This window comes from Burkholderia sp. 572, from assembly GCF_040545135.1.
GTDB lineage: Bacteria > Pseudomonadota > Gammaproteobacteria > Burkholderiales > Burkholderiaceae > Burkholderia > Burkholderia cepacia.
Map to the genome: position 1 here is coordinate 151,129 of NZ_JBEPLH010000003.1, position 17,060 is coordinate 168,188.

Sequence of the window (17,060 nt, forward strand, 5' to 3'; positions counted from 1 at the left end):
GCGGCTCAGTCCACTTCGTTCAGTGCGTCGGACAGCGCGTTGACCAGGTTGTCGATCTCGCGCTTCTCCGAGATGAACGGGGGCGCCAGCTGGATCGTGTCGCCGCCGTAGCGCACGTAGAAGCCCTTCGCCCAGCAACGCATCGCGATCTCGTACGGGCGCCGTGCCGGCTCGCCCGGCAGCGCGGCGATCGTCAGGCCGGCCGCCAGCCCGTAATTGCGGATGTCCGCGATATGGCGCTGGCCCTTCAACCCGTGCACGGCCGCCTCGAAATGCGGCGCGAGATCGCGCACGCGGGCCACCGCGTCTTCCTTCACCAGCAGGTCGAGCGCCGCGACGCCGGCCGCGCAGGCAACCGGATGCGCCGAATACGTGTAGCCGTGCGGGAACTCGAGCATGTACTCGGGGCCGCCCGCGGCCATGAACGTGTCGTAGATTTCCTTCGTCGCGACCACGCCGCCGAGCGGCTGCGCGCCGTTCGTCACCTGCTTCGCGAAGTTCAGGATGTCCGGCACCACGCCGAATGCGTCGGCGCCCGTCATCGCGCCGGCACGGCCGAAGCCCGTGATGACTTCGTCGAAAATCAGCAGGATGTCGTGCGCGGTACAGATGTCGCGCAGGCGCTTCAAATAGCCCTTCGGCGGCACGACCACGCCCGCCGAACCGGAGAACGGCTCGACGATCACGGCCGCGATGTTCGACGCGTCGTGCAGCGCGATCAGGTCGAGCAGGCGGTCGGCCAGCGCGGCGCCGTGCTCGGGCATCCCGCGCGAGAACTTGTTTTCGGCGAGTTGCGTGTGCGGCAGGAAGTCGGCGTCGAGGCCCTGGCCGAACAGCTTGCGGTTCGGCCCGATCCCGCCGACCGAGATACCGCCGAAGTTCACGCCGTGATAACCCTTCTCGCGGCCGATCAGGCGCGTCTTCGTGCCCTTGCCCTTCGCGCGCCAGTACGCGCGGGCCAGCTTCAGCGAGGTGTCGGCCGCTTCCGAGCCCGACCCCGTGAAGAACACGTAGTCGAGGCCGGCCGGCGTCAGTTCCTTGATCTTGTTGGCGAGCTCGAACGATTTCGGATGGCCGAACTGGAACGCCGGCGCGTAGTCGAGCTGCGCGACCTGGCGGCTCACGGCTTCGACGATTTCCGTGCGGCCGTGGCCGAGGCCCGTGCACCAGAGGCCCGACAGGCCGTCGAAGATCTTGCGGCCTTCGGCGTCCGTGTAATACGCGCCCTTGCCCGACACGATCATGCGCGGGTCGGCCTTGAACTGGCGGTTGGCCGTGAACGGCATCCAGTGCGCGTCGAGCCACGCGGCGTCGGTGCGGATGGTCGTGTCGTCCTGCTGCGCGGCGGTGGTGATGTCGGTCATGTCGGTCGGCGCGGCGCGCCCCTCCTTCTTGTGATGATGTTGCGCATTGTCGGGAGGCCAATTAGTCTCTTCAATATCGCAATATCAATGTTCACTTGCGCAACTATGCAAGCAAAGAAACCGAAGAGCCGCGCGCTGCTCGGGCAGCTCAGCGACATGGATCTCCGCCTGCTGCGGGTCTTCAAGGGCGTCGTGCAGTGCGGCGGGATGGCGGCGGCCGAACTGGAACTGAATATCGGCATCTCGACGATCAGCCGGCACGTGAAGGACCTGGAAACGCGCGTCGGCCTCGTGCTGTGCCGGCGCGGCCGCGCGGGCTTCACGCTGACGCCCGAGGGGCAGACCGTATACGAGGAGACGCTGCGGCTGCTCGCGTCGATGGAAGCATTCAGAAGCAGGATAGACGGCATTCACGACCGGATGGGCGGCGAATTGCACGTCGCGGTGTTCGACAAGACGGCCACCAACGCAAACGCCCGCCTCGGCGACGCAATCCGCCAGTTCGCCGACGAAGCGCCCGACGTCGCGCTGAACCTGCATGTCGCGTCGATCAACGAGGTCGAGCGCGGGATCATCGACGGCAGCTACCAGGTCGGGATCATTCCCGCGCACCGCAACTCCGGCAGCCTCGTGTATTCGGAGCTGTTCGACGAACGGATGCTGCTGTACTGCGGCCGCCAGCATCCGCTTTACGACGCGCCGCACGGCAAGCTCACGTGGACGACGATCCGCAACCACGCATTCGCGGGGCTCGGCTTCCATTCGCCGAACATGGAACTGAGCCACCGCGCGAAGCTCACGCGCAGCGCGACCGCGTCGGATCAGGAGTCGATCGCGACGCTGATCCTGTCCGGCCGCTATCTCGGCTTCCTGCCCGACCATTACGCGGAAAGCTTCGAAAACAAGGGGCTGATGCAGCCGATCGCGCCGCACCGGTTCAATTACCGGTGCCGGTTCGTGAGCCTGCTGCGGCGCTCGCCGCGGCCCTCGCGGGCCGCGCTGCTGTTCCAGTCGTGTCTGGAAGCCGCGCACGCGGCAACGGCACGGCCGGCGGCGTAGGCGACTCACGCAAAGGACCGGGCTCCCGGCCGCCCGTCGTGCGGCGGCGTGCCGGCAATGAAGGGACCGACAAGCGCGGCGGCGGCACCAGCGCCCCGCCCGGTCGCCCCGGTCACACGCCGTCGAACCGGTCGCGCGCGCGGTCGGCTTGCGCTTGCGCGCGGCTGCGCTTCACGAAATGCGTCGCGACGAGCGCCGCGCCAAAACCGGACATCGCGCCGACGCCGAGCGCCCAGCGCGGGCCGAGATGGTTCGCGACCCAGCCAGCCACCGGCGCGCCGATCGGCGTACCGCCGAGCGCGACCGCGAGGCGCAGCGCCATCACGCGGCCGCGCATCGCCGGCTCGGTGGACAACTGCATCAGGCTGTTGGTCGAGTTCATGAAAGTGATCGCGGCGATCCCGGTCAGCACCAGCGCGGCAGCGAACAGCCAATAGCCCGGCGCCAGCGCGGCAAGCGTGCAGCCGAGCCCGAACAGCGCCGCGCCGAACCACAGATGCCGGAAGCGCGGCTGCTCGCGGCGCGCGGCGAGCAGCGCACCCGACACCGTGCCGACCGCCATCATCGACGACAGCACGCCGAACCCGCGCGCATCGACGTGGAACACGCTGGCCGCCATCGTCGAGATGAACAGCTGGAAATTGAGCCCGAACGTGCCGATCAGGAACAGCATCACGAGGATCGCCTTCAGGTCGTCGCGCCGCCACACGTAGCGGAACCCGTCGAGCAGGCCGCCGCGCGAGCGGCCCGCCCGCAGGTTCGCGCGCAGTTCGTCCTCGCGGAGCAGCAACAACGACACCAGCACAGCGAAGAAACTGAGCCCGTTGGCGACAAACGCCCAGCCCGTGCCGACCGACGCGATCATGAAACCCGCCGCCGCCGGGCCGATCATCCGCGCGGCGTTGAACGACGTCGAATTGAGCGCGACCGCGTTCGCGAGTTCGCGATCGCCGACCAGTTCCGCGACGAAGGTCTGCCGCACGGGCGCGTCGAACGCCGCCGCGCAGCCGAACAGGAACGCGAACACGTAGACATGCTCGAGCCGCGCGACACCCGTGACCGTCAGCGCGCCGAGCACCAGCGCCAGCACGCCCATCAGCGCCTGCGTCACCATCAGCAGCTTGCGCTGGTCGAAGCGGTCGGCCGCGTAGCCGGTCCACGGCAACAGCAGCAACTGCGGCCCGAACTGCAACGCCATCACCGTGCCGACGGCCGATGCGTCGTGATGCGTGAGCTGCGTGAGAACGAGCCAGTCCTGCGCGGTGCGCTGGACCCACGTACCGATGTTCGACACCAGCGAACCGATCGCCCACACACGATAGTTGAAACTGCGAAGCGAACGGAACACGCCCGCCGCCGGCACGCTCATGGCCGCTCCCGGTCGGGCTCGTTGCCGCCGTGCAGCTCACCGAAGTGGCGCGCGAGAAACAGGCCGAGCGCGAGGATGCCGAGACCGAACGCCGCTGCATCGGCCGTGACCCGGAGGTCGAAATCGCCCACTCGGCACACCAGCACATAAGCCATCACGAGGTTCGCGACGCCCCACACGACATTCACGGTGGACGACGACAACCCGCGCCCGGGCGGATTCGCGAACGGGGTCTGGAACGGCTCCCCGCGCAACCCGCTGACGAGATGCGGCACGACGTTCGCGAGAAACGCGCCGCCGAAGAAATACGCGACGAGATGCGGGAGGTTCATGTTCGGGTTGTCCTTTCGACAAGCGGGTCGATGCGGTTCAAGGGCGCGGCGTTTCCTGGAATTCGGCGAGCCGCTGCAGCAGCTTCACGGCGGACGCGAGCTCGGCCTGCTCGGCCGCCGACAGTTGCGCATGCAGCGCGCGGAACAGCCAGTCATCCTTGGCCGCGCGGTTCGCCTGCAGCACCTTGCGGAAACCGGGCGTGACCGCGATCAGCGTCTGCCGGCCGTCGGAGGGATCGGGCTCGCCGCTGACGGCGCCCAGCGTCTCGAGCGTCGCGACCGTCACGCGCATCGACTGCGGGCGCACGCTTTCGGCGCGCGCCAAGGCCGATACGGTCGCGGGGCCGTCGCGGTCGAGCCGCAACAGCACCGACTTCTGCGATGACGTGAGGTCGTTCGGGTGGATCTGTTCCCGCATCCGCCGCATCAGCTTGCCGACCGAGATGCGGAGTTCGCCGGCGAGACCGGCCAGTGGGAGCGCGTCGGAGGGAGGTAAAGGCGGGTTCATGAATTCAAGATAGCAGGTATACAGTCAAACTGTACAGTTTAGCTGCATATTTCACCTTGTAAGCATCGTCCCTTCGCGTGCGCTCGAGCCGATGCGAAACGTCGCGTTCAGCCGCGCAAGCCGGCTCTGCGATAATGCGGGCTCCCCATTTCCGCTCCGCTTCCCGCCATGACGCAGCCGTCCGCTCCGCTCTCCACCGACCTGCCGCCGATCTCGTGCCTGCCCGGCGACGCGCTGCCGTGGCTGCCGATGAGCGCCGACCTGCCCGGGCTCGCGATCAAGTACCTGCACATCAACGCGGCCGAGGACACGCTCACCGCGCTGCTGAAGATGCCGGCCGGCGGCACGCTGCCGCGCCATCGCCACGACGGCGAAGTATTCGTCCATACGCTGCAGGGTGCGTGGCGCTACCTCGAATACGACTGGATTGCGCGCGCCGGCTCGACGGTGCTCGAACCAGCCGGCTCGGTGCATACGCCGGAAACGCTCGGCGCGCCGGGCGAGGACGTGATCACGCTGAACGTGATGCGCGGCGATCTGGTGTTGCTCGACGACGAAGGCCGCGAAACCGCGCGCGAGAACTGCCGCGTCGCGCTGCTGCGCCAGCGCAAGCATGCGCGCACCGCGCCGGACGACGCCACGCCGTTCGTCACGCGGTAACACTGGCGGCATCGCCGCGTCGCGATCCGTGCGGTGCGGGCTCGCGCTGATGTGCGGATGGCAGCCGGCGCCCTTCGCCAACGTCCCCGGCCTGCCCGCGCGTTACCGAAACCGCCGGAAAAACCGCCGGACATCGTCGGCCAGCAGATCCGGCTCCTCCATCGCCGCAAAATGGCCGCCACTCGGCATGTCGGTCCACTGCACGACGTCGAACACCCGTTCGAGCCAGCTGCGCGGCGGGCGGCCGATTTCCTTCGGAAAACGCGCAAACCCGACGGGCACCGCCACGCGCTGCCCGGCCGCGAAGCGCATGGGCTGCAGCCGGTTTTCCCAATACATCTGCATCGACGAGCCGATGCAGCCGGTGAACCAGTACAACGAGATGCCGGTCAGCAGCGTGTCGTGCGAAAACCGCCGCGCCAGGTCGCCGTCGCAATCGCTCCACGCGCGGAATTTCTCGGCGATCCACGCGGCCAGCCCGGCCGGCGAATCGTTGAGCGCGACGGCGAGCGTCTGCGGCTTCGTCGTGTGGACGTGCGCGTATCCGCCTTCCAGCGCGGCCCACTCGCCGCGCTGCGTCACGAACGCCCGTTCCTCGTCGGTCAGCGGCAAGGCCGCGTCGGTCGGCGGCTCGTAGCTGCCGGGCAGGAAGTTCAGATGGATGCCGTCCACCACGCCGGCATGCCGCGCGCCGAGCGCAATCGACACGCCTGCGCCGAGATCGCCGCCTTGCGCACCGAAGCGTCGGTATCCGAGACCGGACATCAGTGCCGCCCAGCGGTCGGCGACCTGAAACGCCGACATGCCGGGTGCCGCGGGCGCCGGCGAGAACAGGAAACCGGGCAGCGACGGCACGACGACGTCGAACGCATCGTCCGGATCGCCGCCGAACGCCGCCGGGTCGCAGAGGCGATCGATCAGCGCGTCGAATTCGAATACGGAGCCGGGCCAGCCGTGCGTAATGACGAGCGGATAAGGCTTCGGCCCGACGCCGCGTCGATGGATGAAATGCACGCGCTGCCCGCCAACGTCTGCGACGAACTGCGGCAGCCGGTTCAGCGCACGCTCCGCCGCACGCCAGTCGAAGCGTTCGGCCCAGTACGCGGTCAGTTCGCGCAACCAGGCGCCGTCGACGCCCTGCTGCCACGGCTCCGCGGGTGTCAGCGTCGGTGCGCGCGTGGCGCGCAGGCGCCGGCGCAGGTCATCGAGCGCGTGATCGGGAATCGCAATGTCGAACGGGGCGGTGTGCATCGGGTCTCCTCGCGAAGCGGGTCGACGAGATTCTGCGCGATTTTTCCGGCGCGCGCAGAGCGGCTCGGGCACACGCGTCAGCCCGCCTCCCGCCCATCCGACCGCTCATCCGACCGCTCATCCGCCCGCGCGTCGCGCCGCACCGCCTGCGGCGGCACGCCGAACCCGCGCACGAACGCCTCGCGCATGTGCCGCCGGTCGCGAAAGCCGTTTTCCTTCGCAATCACGTCGAGCGAATGGCGGCTTTGCTCGATCATCAGCCGCGCGGACTCCAGCCGCAGCCGCTCGATCGCCTTCGCGGGCGACTGCCCCGTCTCGAGCGTGAACACGCGGCTGAACTGGCGCGGGCTCAGGTGCACCGCTTCGGCGAGATCCTCGACGGTCAGCGCGCGGCCGAGATGCTGCCGCGCGTAGTTCAGCGCGTTCTGGATCCGGTCGGATTTCGGCGCGAGATCCAGCATTTCCGAATGCTGCGACTGGCCGCCGGCCCGCCGCTGGTGCATCACGAGCTTGTGCGCGACCGACCGGGCGGCGTCCGCGCCCAGGTCCTTTTCCACCATCGCGAGCGCGAGGTCGAGGCCGGCCGTCATCCCGGCCGACGTCCAGATCGGGCCGTCGACGATGTAGATCCGGTCTTCCTCGACGCGAATCTCCGGGTAGTCCCGCTGCAGGTCGCGGCCGAACGCCCAGTGCGTCGTCGCGCGGCGCTGCGCGAGCAGCCCGGCCTCGGCCAGCACGAACGCGCCCGTGCAGATGCCGGCGATCCGCCGCGCGCGCGCGTTGGCGCGGCGCAGGAACGCGACGACGCCGGGCGGCGCCGGCGACGCGACCGGATCGTTGACGCCCGCGACGATCCACGTATCGACGGCAAGCTGCCCGCGCAGCGCGTGCGTGGCGACCGGCAGCCCGAGCGACGAGCGCACGTCGCCACCGTCGACCGAATAGTTGCCCATCACGTAGAACGGCTCGCTCATGCCCATGTTCGCGTACTCGAACACCGACTGCGCGGCGAGCGCCATGATCTGGAAGCCGTCGCTGATCAGAAAGCCGATGCGGTGCATGTGCGTTCTCCCTTCCCCGGCCAGTGAATTGGCCCGATGTCCTGAATCATACCCATCTACGTCATTTGTGTCACAGCGATTCACGGCCAGAATGGCTTCACGCCATCCGGCCAATCCCATCGAAACGGAGCACATCATGACGCAAGCACATCGCGGTACCGCCCTCATTACCGGCGCCTCGTCGGGCATCGGCGCCGTCTACGCGGACCGCCTCGCGCGCCGCGGTTACGACCTGATCCTGGTCGCCCGCAACCGCGACCGGCTGGCCGCCCTCGCCGAACGCATCACGAACGACACGCAGCGCAGCGTCGAGATCGTCGACGCCGACCTCAACGACCGCGCGGCGCTCGCCGCCGTCGAGGCGAAGCTGAAGCAGGATGCGAGCATCACGCTGCTCGTGAACAATGCGGGCGTCGGCACGCACGCGCCGCTGCTCGACAGCGACGTCGACGCGATGACCCGGATGATCGACCTGAACGTGACGTCGCTCACGCGCCTCACCTACGCGGCGGTGCCCGGCTTCGTCGCCCGCGGCCGCGGTGCGGTGATCAATATTTCGTCGATCGTCGCGATCTCGCCGGAAACGCTGAACGGCGTGTACGGCGGCACGAAGGCGTTCGTGCTCGCGTTCAGCCAGTCGCTGCATCACGAACTCGCCGACAAGGGCGTGCAGGTGCAGGCCGTGCTGCCCGGCGCGACCGCCACCGATTTCTGGCAGACGGGCGGCCTGCCGCTCGAGCATCTGCCGAAGGAAATCGTGATGTCGGCGTCCGACCTGGTCGACGCGGCGCTGATCGGCTTCGAGCGCGGCGAACTCGTGACGATCCCGTCGCTGCATGCGGGTGACGAATGGGCCGCCTACGAGGCCGCGCGCCGCACGATGGCCCCGCACCTGTCGGCCGATACGCCCGCGCCGCGCTACGCGACGGCACGCTGACCGCCCGACGTCCCGCAGGTCGAAGGCAGCAAGCGCGTCGCCCTCCAGGGGCGCGCTGCGGAACCCGGTGACAGGCAGCGATTCGCTGACGATCATCCCGGGTTCCGGGGCACGTTTCCCGGCGCGTGCCGATCGGTGGATTCGTCTGCCGAAACATGCACCGGATTCTTTCCCGATCGACGCCAATCGCGCATACCGACAGACGATTCCGGTTCGCTTGCCACACATTCCGCGCAACAGTAAGCTCTGCGATTGCAGTCCCCAAGCGGCCTCGTCCGACCGGCATTCGTCCGATCACGAGGGCAATCGTCCGTTGCAAACTCGACCATGCGGGTCCGTATGTTCATCACCGAGACCGGCGACGCGCCGGCCTCCGCGCGCGGTTCGGCCGACCTTCAGCCCGCGCTCCCGCCCGTGCCGGAACTGGCCACCGTCTGTCGTGTCGCGCGGGCGCATTTCGGTGCCGCCGGCGCGTTCATTGCGCACGCGGATGCCGATGCGCCACGCGTGCTCGCCGTCGACGGCGCGCTGCCCGATCCCCTTTTCGCCGATGGCTTGCCACCCCGGGTCGAGCCGGGTCCGGCCGCCGATGCGCGGTTCGCGCCGGACGACACGAACGCGAATGCGAATGCGAACGGGCAACGCGACGGCGGCCCGCCTCACGCGCCGCGGATCGTCGCAGCCTGCGAACTGGCCGCGCCCGATGGCGCGACACTGGGCATGCTGTGCGTCGTCGACGATGCGCAACGCTCGCTCGACGCCACGCAACGCACGCTGCTCCGCGACCTCGCCATGCTGGCGGCAAGCGCGCTTTGCCGCGCGATCGAAGCCGCCGCGTTGCGCGAACGGCTCGACATCGTCGAGGAACACAGCACGCTGACCACGCTCGCGCTCACCGAAAGCGGCACCGGTGTGTGGGATCGCAACGTGGAAACCGGCGAGATCCATTACTCGCCGGCCTGGAAGGCATTGCTCGGCTACGCGCCGCACGAGCTCGGCACCCGGATCGAGGATGCATACGAACGGCTGCATCCGGACGATGTCGACGACGTGAAAGCCGCGATGCTCGCGCACTTTGAGCGCCGCACCGACCGCTACGCGGTCGAGCACCGCATCCGTTGCAAGGACGGCACCTACAAATGGATCTGCAGCCGCGGCAAGGTGATCACCCGCGACGCCTACGGCCGCGCGCTCCGGATGGTCGGCACGACCACCGACATCACCGCGCTGCGCGAGCTCGCCACGCGGTTGCGCGACTCGGCCGCGCTCGTCACGGATCTCACCGACCAGGTTCCCGGGCTCGTGTTCCAGCTGCGGCAAACGGCCGACGGGCACCGCTTCTTTACCTACGCGAGCGCGGGTGTCAGCGACATCTATGAACTGACGCCCGAGCAGGTCGCCCACAGTGCGGAGGCGGTCGAGACGCGGATTCATCCGGCCGACCTGGTCGCCTATCGGCTGTCGCTGCACGACTCGTCGGTGCGGCTGACCCCGTGGCGCCTCGAATATCGCGTGCTGCTGCCCGGCCAGGGCCTGCGCTGGCGCGAAGGCGATGCACGCCCGCAGCGCACGGCCGACGGCGGCACCGTGTGGCACGGCTTCATCACCGACGCGACCGACCGCAAGCACATCGAGGCCGAGCTGCACCGGATGGCCACGACCGATCACCTGACGCAACTGTCGAACCGCCACGCGTTCATGCGGCAAAGCGAAGCCGCGCTGCGCAACGTGCGCACGACCGGCCTGGCCGCCGCGGTGCTGATGCTCGATCTCGATCACTTCAAGGCGCTGAACGACCGCTGGGGCCACCCGGTCGGCGATCGCGCGCTCCGGCATTTCGCGCGGCTGCTGCTCGCGGAAACCGGGCCCGACGGGATCGTCGGCCGGGTCGGCGGCGAGGAATTCGCGGTCGTGCTGCCGAAGGCGGATCTCGACGCCGCGCTGGCATTCGCGCAGCGCGTGCAGCAACGCGCGACAGAGGCGCGGCTGATGCACGAGGACCAGCAGGTCACGCTGACCGTCAGCATCGGCATCGACGCGATGCGGGCGTCGGACTTCGGCGCGTACCAGCCGCTGTCACGCGCCGACAAGGCGCTCTATCTCGCGAAGGAACGCGGCCGCAACCGGATCGAGGTGTATCGGGCGTAGCCGACGCGACGGCGCGACGGCACGCCGGGCGACATCCGCGCCGCGTCCGCCGCCCGATTTCCCGCCCCCCGTTGCGCGACCGGTTCGAAACCGATCGTGTAGACTTGCGCCCCTTGCTCCCCTCACCACGACTTGCCATGGACAATGCCAAACGAACCGCGCGAATCGCGACAGGTCTGCTCGTCGTCGCGCTCGTCGAGTTGCTGGCGCTTCTGATCGGCTACGTGTTCGCCAGTTCGATGGACGATCCGTACGCCGGCGTTCGCGTGCTGATTACCTCACTGTTCTGGGCGGCAGGCCTCTCGGCCATCGGCGTCATCGCGGCGATCGCCTGCCTGTCGATCGACCTGCGGGCACGCGGCGGCGTGATCTACGGGGCGCTGGTGCTGCACGGCCTGCTCGTCCTGCCCGGGCTGTTTCTGTCCTTCCACTGAATCGCACCGCAGCCGCCGGCGTCACGCCGCCTCCGCACGCGGCACCGCCCGCACCCCCAGCAGCATCGCGACCGCGCACGCGGCCAACAGCGCGGCGATCATCAGCATCGCCGGATCCATGCTGCCGGTTCGCGTGCGGATCAGCCCGACGAGCCAGGGGGTGATCATGCCGCTCGACACGCCGATGCTGCTGATCAGCGCGATCCCGCCGGCCGCGCCCGCGCCGGAGAAATACGCGGACGGCACGGCCCAGAACACCGGATGCGCAGCGAAGATCAGCATCGCCGCGACCGACAGCAGCGCCATCATCGCGACGATGCTCGGCAGGTGCAGCGTCAGCAGCGCAAGCGCCACCGCGCCGCCGAACGCGCATGCCGCGAAGTGCCTGCGCCGCTCGCGCTTGCGGTCGGAACGCCGCGCGATCGCGATCAGGCCGGCCGCGCCGATCGCATTCGGCACGACCGACAGCAGGCTGATCTGCACGACGTCGTGGATGCCGAATTCGCGGATCATCAGCGGCATCCAGAACAGCAGCATCAGGAGCGCGGTGGTCAGCGAAAAATAGATGAACGCGAACAGGTACGTGCGCGGTTCGGCCAGCACCTGCCGCAGCGAATGCGGCGCCGGCGTATCGACACCGGCGGCACCGGCGCGGTCGGCGGCCAGGTCGGCCGCAAGCCGCTGGCGATCGGCGTCGGACAGCCAGCGCGCCTGCTCGGGGCGATCGCACAGCCAGAACCACGCGATCACGCCGAGCAGGATCGCGGGCGCGCCCTCGATCGCGAACATCCATTGCCAGCCGTGCAGCCCGAGCACGCCCGACATCCCGCGCATCAGCCAGCCCGACAGCAGCCCGCCGACCATCCCCGCCACCGCGACGCCCGCGTAGAAGATCGACAGCACCGACGCACGCCGCCGCGCCGGATACCAGTACGTCAGGTAGAACACCACGCCCGGAAAGAACCCGGCCTCGAACAGCCCGAGCAGGAAGCGCAGCACGTAGAAATGCTTCGCGCTGTCGACGGTGATCATCGCGACCGACACCGCGCCCCACAGGCACATGATCCGCGCGAACGTGCGGCGCGCACCGAAGCGGCGCAGCAAGGCGTTGCTCGGCACCTCGAACAGCACGTAACCGACGAAGAACAGCACGGCGCCGAGGCTGTACATCGCGTCGGTCAGGCCGAGATCCTGCCGCATCTGCAACTGCGCGAAGCCGATGTTGCTGCGATCGAGGATCGACACGATGTAGCAGATGAACAGGAACGGCACGATCCGCATGCCGATGCGCCGGTACAGCGCGTCGTCGTCCGGTGCAGCGGCGCCGGACGCGACGGCACGCGCGGCATCGGCTTGAAGAGGGGCTGACATCGATCGTCTCCTCGATGGATTCGGGTACGGGGCGAACAGGGGGTGCCGGTCGCCGCCGCCCGCGCGCGGCGACCGGCCGTTGCGCGTTCAGTCGCGCGGCGCGGCTTCGCCCTTCACGCCGAGCATCAGCGCGACGCCGCTCGCCACCAGCAACGCGGCCAGCAGATACACGGCGAGATCCATGCTGCCGGTGCGCGTGCGGATCATCCCGATCACCCACGGGCTGACGATGCCGCTCGTGATCCCGATGCTGCTGATCAGCGCGATCCCGGCCGCGGCCGCATTGCCCGACAGGTAGCGGGTCGGCACGGCCCAGAAGATCGGCAGCGCGGCGAAGATCAGCGTCGCCGCGATCGACAGGCACGCGAGCATCGCCGCGAAGCTGTGCAGGTGCAGCGTCAGCGCGGCGAGCGCGATCCCGCCGCCGATCGTGCAGCACGCGAAGTGCTTGCGGCGCTCGCCGGTCCGGTCCGAACGGCGCGCGATCAGGACCAGCCCCACCGCGCCGACCGCGTTCGGCACGACCGTGTACAGGCTCACGGCCACGACGTCGGTCACGCCGAAATCGCGGATCATCAGCGGCATCCAGAAGTTGAGCGTCAGCGACGCGCAGGTCAGCGAGAAATAGATGAACGCGAACAGGTACAGGCGCGGATTGGCGAGCGCGGCCACGAGGCTGCGCCCGTCGTGCGCGTGGCCGTGGCCGCGGCTGTCGGCGCACAGCGCGGCGACCCGCGCCTTTTCATCGGCCGTGAGCCACGTGGCATCCTGCGGCCGGTCGACCAGGAACGTGAACGCGGCGAACGCGAGCAGGATCGCCGGCGCGCCTTCGATCGCGAACATCCACTGCCAGCCGTGCAGGCCGAGCACGCCGCCCATGTCGCGCATGATCCAGCCCGACATCAGGCCGCCGAGCACGCCGGCCACCGCGACGCCCGCGAAGAACACCGAGATCGCGGCCGCGCGCCGGTTCGCGGGGAACCAGTAAGTGAGGTACAGCACGATGCCGGGAAAGAAGCCGGCTTCGAACACGCCGAGCAGGAACCGCAGCACATAGAAATGCGACGGCTGCGACACGAACATCATCCCGGTCGACGCGATGCCCCACAGCAGCATGATCCGCGTGAAGGTGCGGCGCGCGCCGAAATGCGCGAGCAGCATGTTGCTCGGCACTTCGCAGAACACATAGCCGACGTAGAACACCGCGGCGCCGAGGCCGTACATCGCGTCGCTGAAGCCGAGATCGTGCTTCATCTGCAACTGCGCGAAGCCGATGTTGATGCGGTCGAGGAACGATACGACGTAGCAGAGGAACAGGAACGGCACGATCCGCCATGCGATCTTGCGGAACAGCAGCGCGTCGTCCGTGGCGGCGGATGCGGAAGCGGAAGCCGAAGCGCTCGCGTGCGCGAGCGTCGCTTCGGCATGAAGCGATTGGGGCATGTCTCTCTCCAAACAGGCTGCGCGATTCGGGCGCGCAGCCGTCTCCCAGGGCGTACGTGCGCCCTGCTTTCTAGTGAGCTCGGATCACGGCGGACGGCAAGACGGCGGAACGCCGCGGCCGGTCTCCGCTTCAGAAAAAAGGCGGAGCGCCCTGTCGGACACCCCGCCTGTGCAAGCCGCTCAGTCCTGCAGCGCGGCCCACATTTCCTTGTCGCGCTGCGCGGTCCAGATGCGCGGATGCGTGATGCCGCTCGCTTCGTCGAACGCACGCGACACGTCGAACGGCAGGCAGTGCTCGTAGATGAACACGTGGCCGAACTTCGGGTCCATCGCTTCGCGCGTGAGCGCCATCGACGCCTTCAGGTCGAGCTTCTGCTCGACGGCCTTGCGGCCCTGCGCGAGCAGCGTCGTGACGAAATCCTTCGTGTAGTCGAGGCCCTTGTTCACTTCGGCCGGGTTCAGCAGCGCGGGGCCACGGCCCGGCACCAGCTTCTCGGCGTTCAGCGCGCGCAGCGCCTCGAGCGTGGCCGGCCACTGTTCGAGCTGCGCATCGCCGCAGTAGCACGCGGCGTCGTATTCGACGAGGTCGCCCGAGAACAGCACTTTCTGCGACGGTATCCAGACGATCGTGTCGCCCTTCGTGTGGCCCGAGCCGACGTGCATGATCTTCACCTCGAGCTTGCCGAGGAACAGCGTGATCTCGCGTTCGAACACGAGCGTCGGCCAGGTCAGGCCCGGCACCGTCTCGACACCGGCGAACAGGCGCGGGAAGCGCTCGATCTCCGACTTCATGTCGGCCTCGCCGCGCTCGACGATCATCTCGTACGTGCCGCGGCTCGCGATCACGTGCTGCGCGCCTTCGTCGAAATACGCGGACGCGCCGAGCACGCGCACCGCGTGGTAGTGCGACAGCACGACGTGCTTGATCGGCTTGTCGGTCACGCTGCGGATCTTCGCGATCAGGTCCTGCGCCATTGCGGGCGTCGCGGTCGTGTCGACGATCAGCACGCTGTCGTCGCCGATGATCACGCCCGAGTTCGGGTCGCCTTCGGCGGTGTACGCGTACGCGTTCTCGGACAGCTTCGTCCAGGTGACTTTCTTCTCTTCCAGATCGGCTTGGGAGGCGAATGCTTTGGCCATGTTGCGTTCCGTGGCTGCGAGCCATGTGTTGAGGGGAGTGAGCGGATCATCTTCCCGCGCCGAATATTTGTCAATGACAAAGTCGCTTGCTATTGTCTAATAAGGGTAAACCTGCGGGCTGGCGCGATAAATGGCGTCGGATACCATGCGGGGTTTCGTCAACGGAAGAATCATCGCGTGCAGAACCACGAAGTCAGCGCAGACGATGCGCCGCCCAAGGCGCAGCGCGGGATCCAGAGTGTCGAGGTCGGCGGCCGGCTGCTCGACGCGCTCGCGCGCCGGCGCAAGCCGCTCGGGCTGTCCGAGCTGGCCGCGGCGGCCGACCTGTCGACCGCGCAGGCGCACACCTATCTCGTCAGCCTGACCCGGCTCGCGCTCGTGAAGCGCGACGCGCTCACCGGCAACTACGAGCCGGGCCCGTTGTCGCTGCGGCTCGGGCTGATGTCGATCGAGCGCCAGCCGGCCTATCGCGCGACGCTGCCGCACGCGGCGCGGCTCGCGGAAGCGGTCGGCCTGAGCGTCGCGCTGTCGGTGCCGGGCGCGCTCGGGCCGACGATCGTGCGCATCGAGCACGGCGGTTATCCGCTGCACGTGAACCTGCATGTCGGTTCGGTGATGTCGCTCGACACGACGGCCACCGGCCGCGTGTTCCGCGCGTTCGGCGACCCCGCGCAACTCCGCGCGATGGCCGCCAGCCAGGCCGGCGCGGCCGACACGCTTGCGGGCGGCGAGCAGCCCGTGCCGGACACCGGCGTGCCGCAGGCCGAACTCGACGCGATCCGCGCACGCGGGATCGAGCGCGGCGTCGACCTGCCGAGCCCCGGCGTCAGCGCGATGTGCGTGCCGGTGTTCGACGCGGCGGGTGCGCTGCAGCTCGCGTTGACGGTGATCGGTTCGACAGGCTCGATCGACGTCGCGTGGGACGGCCCGATCGCGGCGGCACTGCGCGACGCGGCACGGCAGGCGAGCGCATCGCTCGGCGCGGCGCACGATGCCCCGCCGCCCGCACCCGGCGCAGCCCCGGCCGCTCCGCGCGTGCCGCCCGCGCTGGCCGACGATGCGAAGGCGCAGCGCGGGATCAACGCGCTCGACAGCACCGGCGAACTGCTGCTCGCGCTGGTGTCGGCGGGCCGCGCGCTGCCGCTGCGCGATCTCGCGGCGGCGGCCGGCATGCCGGCCGCGAAGGCTTTTCCGCATCTCGTCAGCCTGCAGAAGATCGGCCTGCTGAGCCGCGACGACACCGGCTGCTTCGGCGGCGGCCCGCTCGGGCAGGCGCTCGGCCTGATCGCGATGCAGCGCGTGTCGCCGACGCGCGACGCGGAAGCCGAGATCGTCGCGCTGGCCGGCGCGACCGACATGAGCGTGGCGGCCGCGACGCTCGGGCCGCTCGGCCCGACGGTGATCCGCCTCGAGGAATCGGCGCGGCCGCAGCACGTGAGCCTTCAGGTCGGCACCGTGATGTCGCTCGTCAATACGGCGATCGGCCGGATTTTCGCGGCCGGCATGTCCGACGACGTGCTGACCGACCTGCTCGCCGACGAGCCCGTGCGCCTCGCGGGCCGCATCGCCCCGCCGACCGACGACGCATTCCGGGCGCGGCTCGCGACGATCCGCGCGGACGCGCTCGATTTCGCGTTCGACGCGCCAGTGCCGGGCATCGGGACGGTCGCCGCGCCCGTGTTCGATCACACCGGCAGCATCCGGCTCGTGATCGCGATCATCGGTTCGTCGCGCGGCTTCCCGCGCGGGCCGGACAGCGATCTCGCGCAGGCGTTGCTCGCCGCGACGCGACGGCTGTCGTGGCGGTTCGGATGGATCGGCCCGTAAGCCGACGCCCGCTTCCGCCATCCTCCGCAGCGCCCGAATCCCCTCTCTTGTTCGATGCGAGGCCGTGCCGGCACGGCCTCGTCGCGCCGGCACGGCCGCGCCAAGGCACCCGATATTCATGTTGCGAAGCAGCAACACAAATTGTCAGTAATTCTC

At 68.9% G+C, this 17,060-nt stretch carries 16 protein-coding genes; 6 read left to right on the plus strand and 10 right to left on the minus strand.

Annotated elements, in window-relative coordinates:
- Positions 1-5: 5 nt before the first annotated feature.
- Positions 6-1,364 (minus strand): omega-aminotransferase AptA, encoded by a 1,359-nt coding sequence (gene aptA / locus ABIC51_RS06935; RefSeq protein WP_226128365.1) that lies wholly within the window; start codon positions 1,362-1,364, stop codon positions 6-8.
- Between the two features lie 105 nt (positions 1,365-1,469).
- On the opposite strand from aptA, the gene ABIC51_RS06940 reads away from it, so the two are divergent.
- Positions 1,470-2,423 (plus strand): LysR family transcriptional regulator, encoded by a 954-nt coding sequence (locus tag ABIC51_RS06940; protein ID WP_021159214.1) that lies wholly within the window; start codon positions 1,470-1,472, stop codon positions 2,421-2,423.
- A gap of 112 nt (positions 2,424-2,535) precedes the next feature.
- Here ABIC51_RS06940 and ABIC51_RS06945 read toward each other — a convergent pair whose 3' ends face one another.
- The 3 genes from ABIC51_RS06945 to ABIC51_RS06955 are packed head-to-tail and all read right to left on the minus strand — an operon-like array spanning position 2,536 to position 4,632.
- Positions 2,536-3,792, minus strand: a complete 1,257-nt coding sequence (locus tag ABIC51_RS06945; protein WP_021159215.1) for an MFS transporter — start codon at positions 3,790-3,792, stop codon at positions 2,536-2,538.
- Entirely contained in the window at positions 3,789-4,124 is a 336-nt protein-coding gene (locus tag ABIC51_RS06950; protein WP_027791510.1) for a hypothetical protein, read from the minus strand. The genes ABIC51_RS06945 and ABIC51_RS06950 overlap by 4 nt, the downstream gene beginning before the upstream one ends.
- Positions 4,125-4,161: 37 nt before the next feature.
- Complete coding sequence (locus ABIC51_RS06955) at positions 4,162-4,632, minus strand: MarR family winged helix-turn-helix transcriptional regulator (protein ID WP_021159217.1); 471 nt, start codon at positions 4,630-4,632, stop codon at positions 4,162-4,164.
- A 168-nt stretch (positions 4,633-4,800) separates the two neighbouring features.
- Here ABIC51_RS06955 and ABIC51_RS06960 point away from each other — a divergent pair, with 168 nt between their 5' ends.
- Positions 4,801-5,292: a 2,4'-dihydroxyacetophenone dioxygenase family protein gene (locus ABIC51_RS06960; RefSeq protein WP_226128363.1), complete on the plus strand. Its 492-nt coding sequence runs from the start codon at positions 4,801-4,803 to the stop codon at positions 5,290-5,292.
- 102 nt (positions 5,293-5,394) lie between these two features.
- Here ABIC51_RS06960 and ABIC51_RS06965 read toward each other — a convergent pair whose 3' ends face one another.
- Together ABIC51_RS06965 and ABIC51_RS06970 are read right to left on the minus strand one after the other, a co-directional pair.
- Positions 5,395-6,543 (minus strand): epoxide hydrolase family protein, encoded by a 1,149-nt coding sequence (locus tag ABIC51_RS06965; protein ID WP_226128361.1) that lies wholly within the window; start codon positions 6,541-6,543, stop codon positions 5,395-5,397.
- 77 nt (positions 6,544-6,620) lie between these two features.
- Complete coding sequence (locus tag ABIC51_RS06970) at positions 6,621-7,604, minus strand: GlxA family transcriptional regulator (RefSeq protein ID WP_301759440.1); 984 nt, start codon at positions 7,602-7,604, stop codon at positions 6,621-6,623.
- Between the two features lie 136 nt (positions 7,605-7,740).
- On the opposite strand from ABIC51_RS06970, the gene ABIC51_RS06975 reads away from it, so the two are divergent.
- Positions 7,741-8,541: an SDR family NAD(P)-dependent oxidoreductase gene (locus ABIC51_RS06975; protein ID WP_027791505.1), complete on the plus strand. Its 801-nt coding sequence runs from the start codon at positions 7,741-7,743 to the stop codon at positions 8,539-8,541.
- 294 nt (positions 8,542-8,835) lie between these two features.
- Here ABIC51_RS06975 and ABIC51_RS40840 read toward each other — a convergent pair whose 3' ends face one another.
- On the minus strand, positions 8,836-9,183 hold the full coding sequence (locus ABIC51_RS40840; RefSeq protein WP_404841819.1) for a hypothetical protein: 348 nt from the start codon (positions 9,181-9,183) through the stop codon (positions 8,836-8,838).
- A gap of 150 nt (positions 9,184-9,333) precedes the next feature.
- Here ABIC51_RS40840 and ABIC51_RS06980 point away from each other — a divergent pair, with 150 nt between their 5' ends.
- Positions 9,334-10,689, plus strand: coding sequence for a sensor domain-containing diguanylate cyclase (locus tag ABIC51_RS06980; RefSeq protein WP_404842216.1), 1,356 nt, complete (start codon positions 9,334-9,336; stop codon positions 10,687-10,689).
- A gap of 137 nt (positions 10,690-10,826) precedes the next feature.
- Positions 10,827-11,123 carry a hypothetical protein gene (locus ABIC51_RS06985; protein WP_059694959.1) on the plus strand — a complete coding sequence of 99 codons (297 nt, stop codon included), beginning with the start codon at positions 10,827-10,829 and terminating at the stop codon, positions 11,121-11,123.
- Between the two features lie 21 nt (positions 11,124-11,144).
- Here ABIC51_RS06985 and ABIC51_RS06990 read toward each other — a convergent pair whose 3' ends face one another.
- The 3 genes from ABIC51_RS06990 to ABIC51_RS07000 form a co-directional block, all read right to left on the minus strand.
- Positions 11,145-12,494 carry an MFS transporter gene (locus tag ABIC51_RS06990; protein WP_060372045.1) on the minus strand — a complete coding sequence of 450 codons (1,350 nt, stop codon included), beginning with the start codon at positions 12,492-12,494 and terminating at the stop codon, positions 11,145-11,147.
- An 87-nt stretch (positions 12,495-12,581) separates the two neighbouring features.
- Positions 12,582-13,937: an MFS transporter gene (locus ABIC51_RS06995; RefSeq protein ID WP_226128355.1), complete on the minus strand. Its 1,356-nt coding sequence runs from the start codon at positions 13,935-13,937 to the stop codon at positions 12,582-12,584.
- A gap of 180 nt (positions 13,938-14,117) precedes the next feature.
- Positions 14,118-15,077: an MBL fold metallo-hydrolase gene (locus ABIC51_RS07000; protein WP_059683417.1), complete on the minus strand. Its 960-nt coding sequence runs from the start codon at positions 15,075-15,077 to the stop codon at positions 14,118-14,120.
- Between the two features lie 177 nt (positions 15,078-15,254).
- Here ABIC51_RS07000 and ABIC51_RS07005 point away from each other — a divergent pair, with 177 nt between their 5' ends.
- Positions 15,255-16,904, plus strand: coding sequence for an IclR family transcriptional regulator (locus ABIC51_RS07005; protein ID WP_226128353.1), 1,650 nt, complete (start codon positions 15,255-15,257; stop codon positions 16,902-16,904).
- Positions 16,905-17,060: the final 156 nt, after the last annotated feature.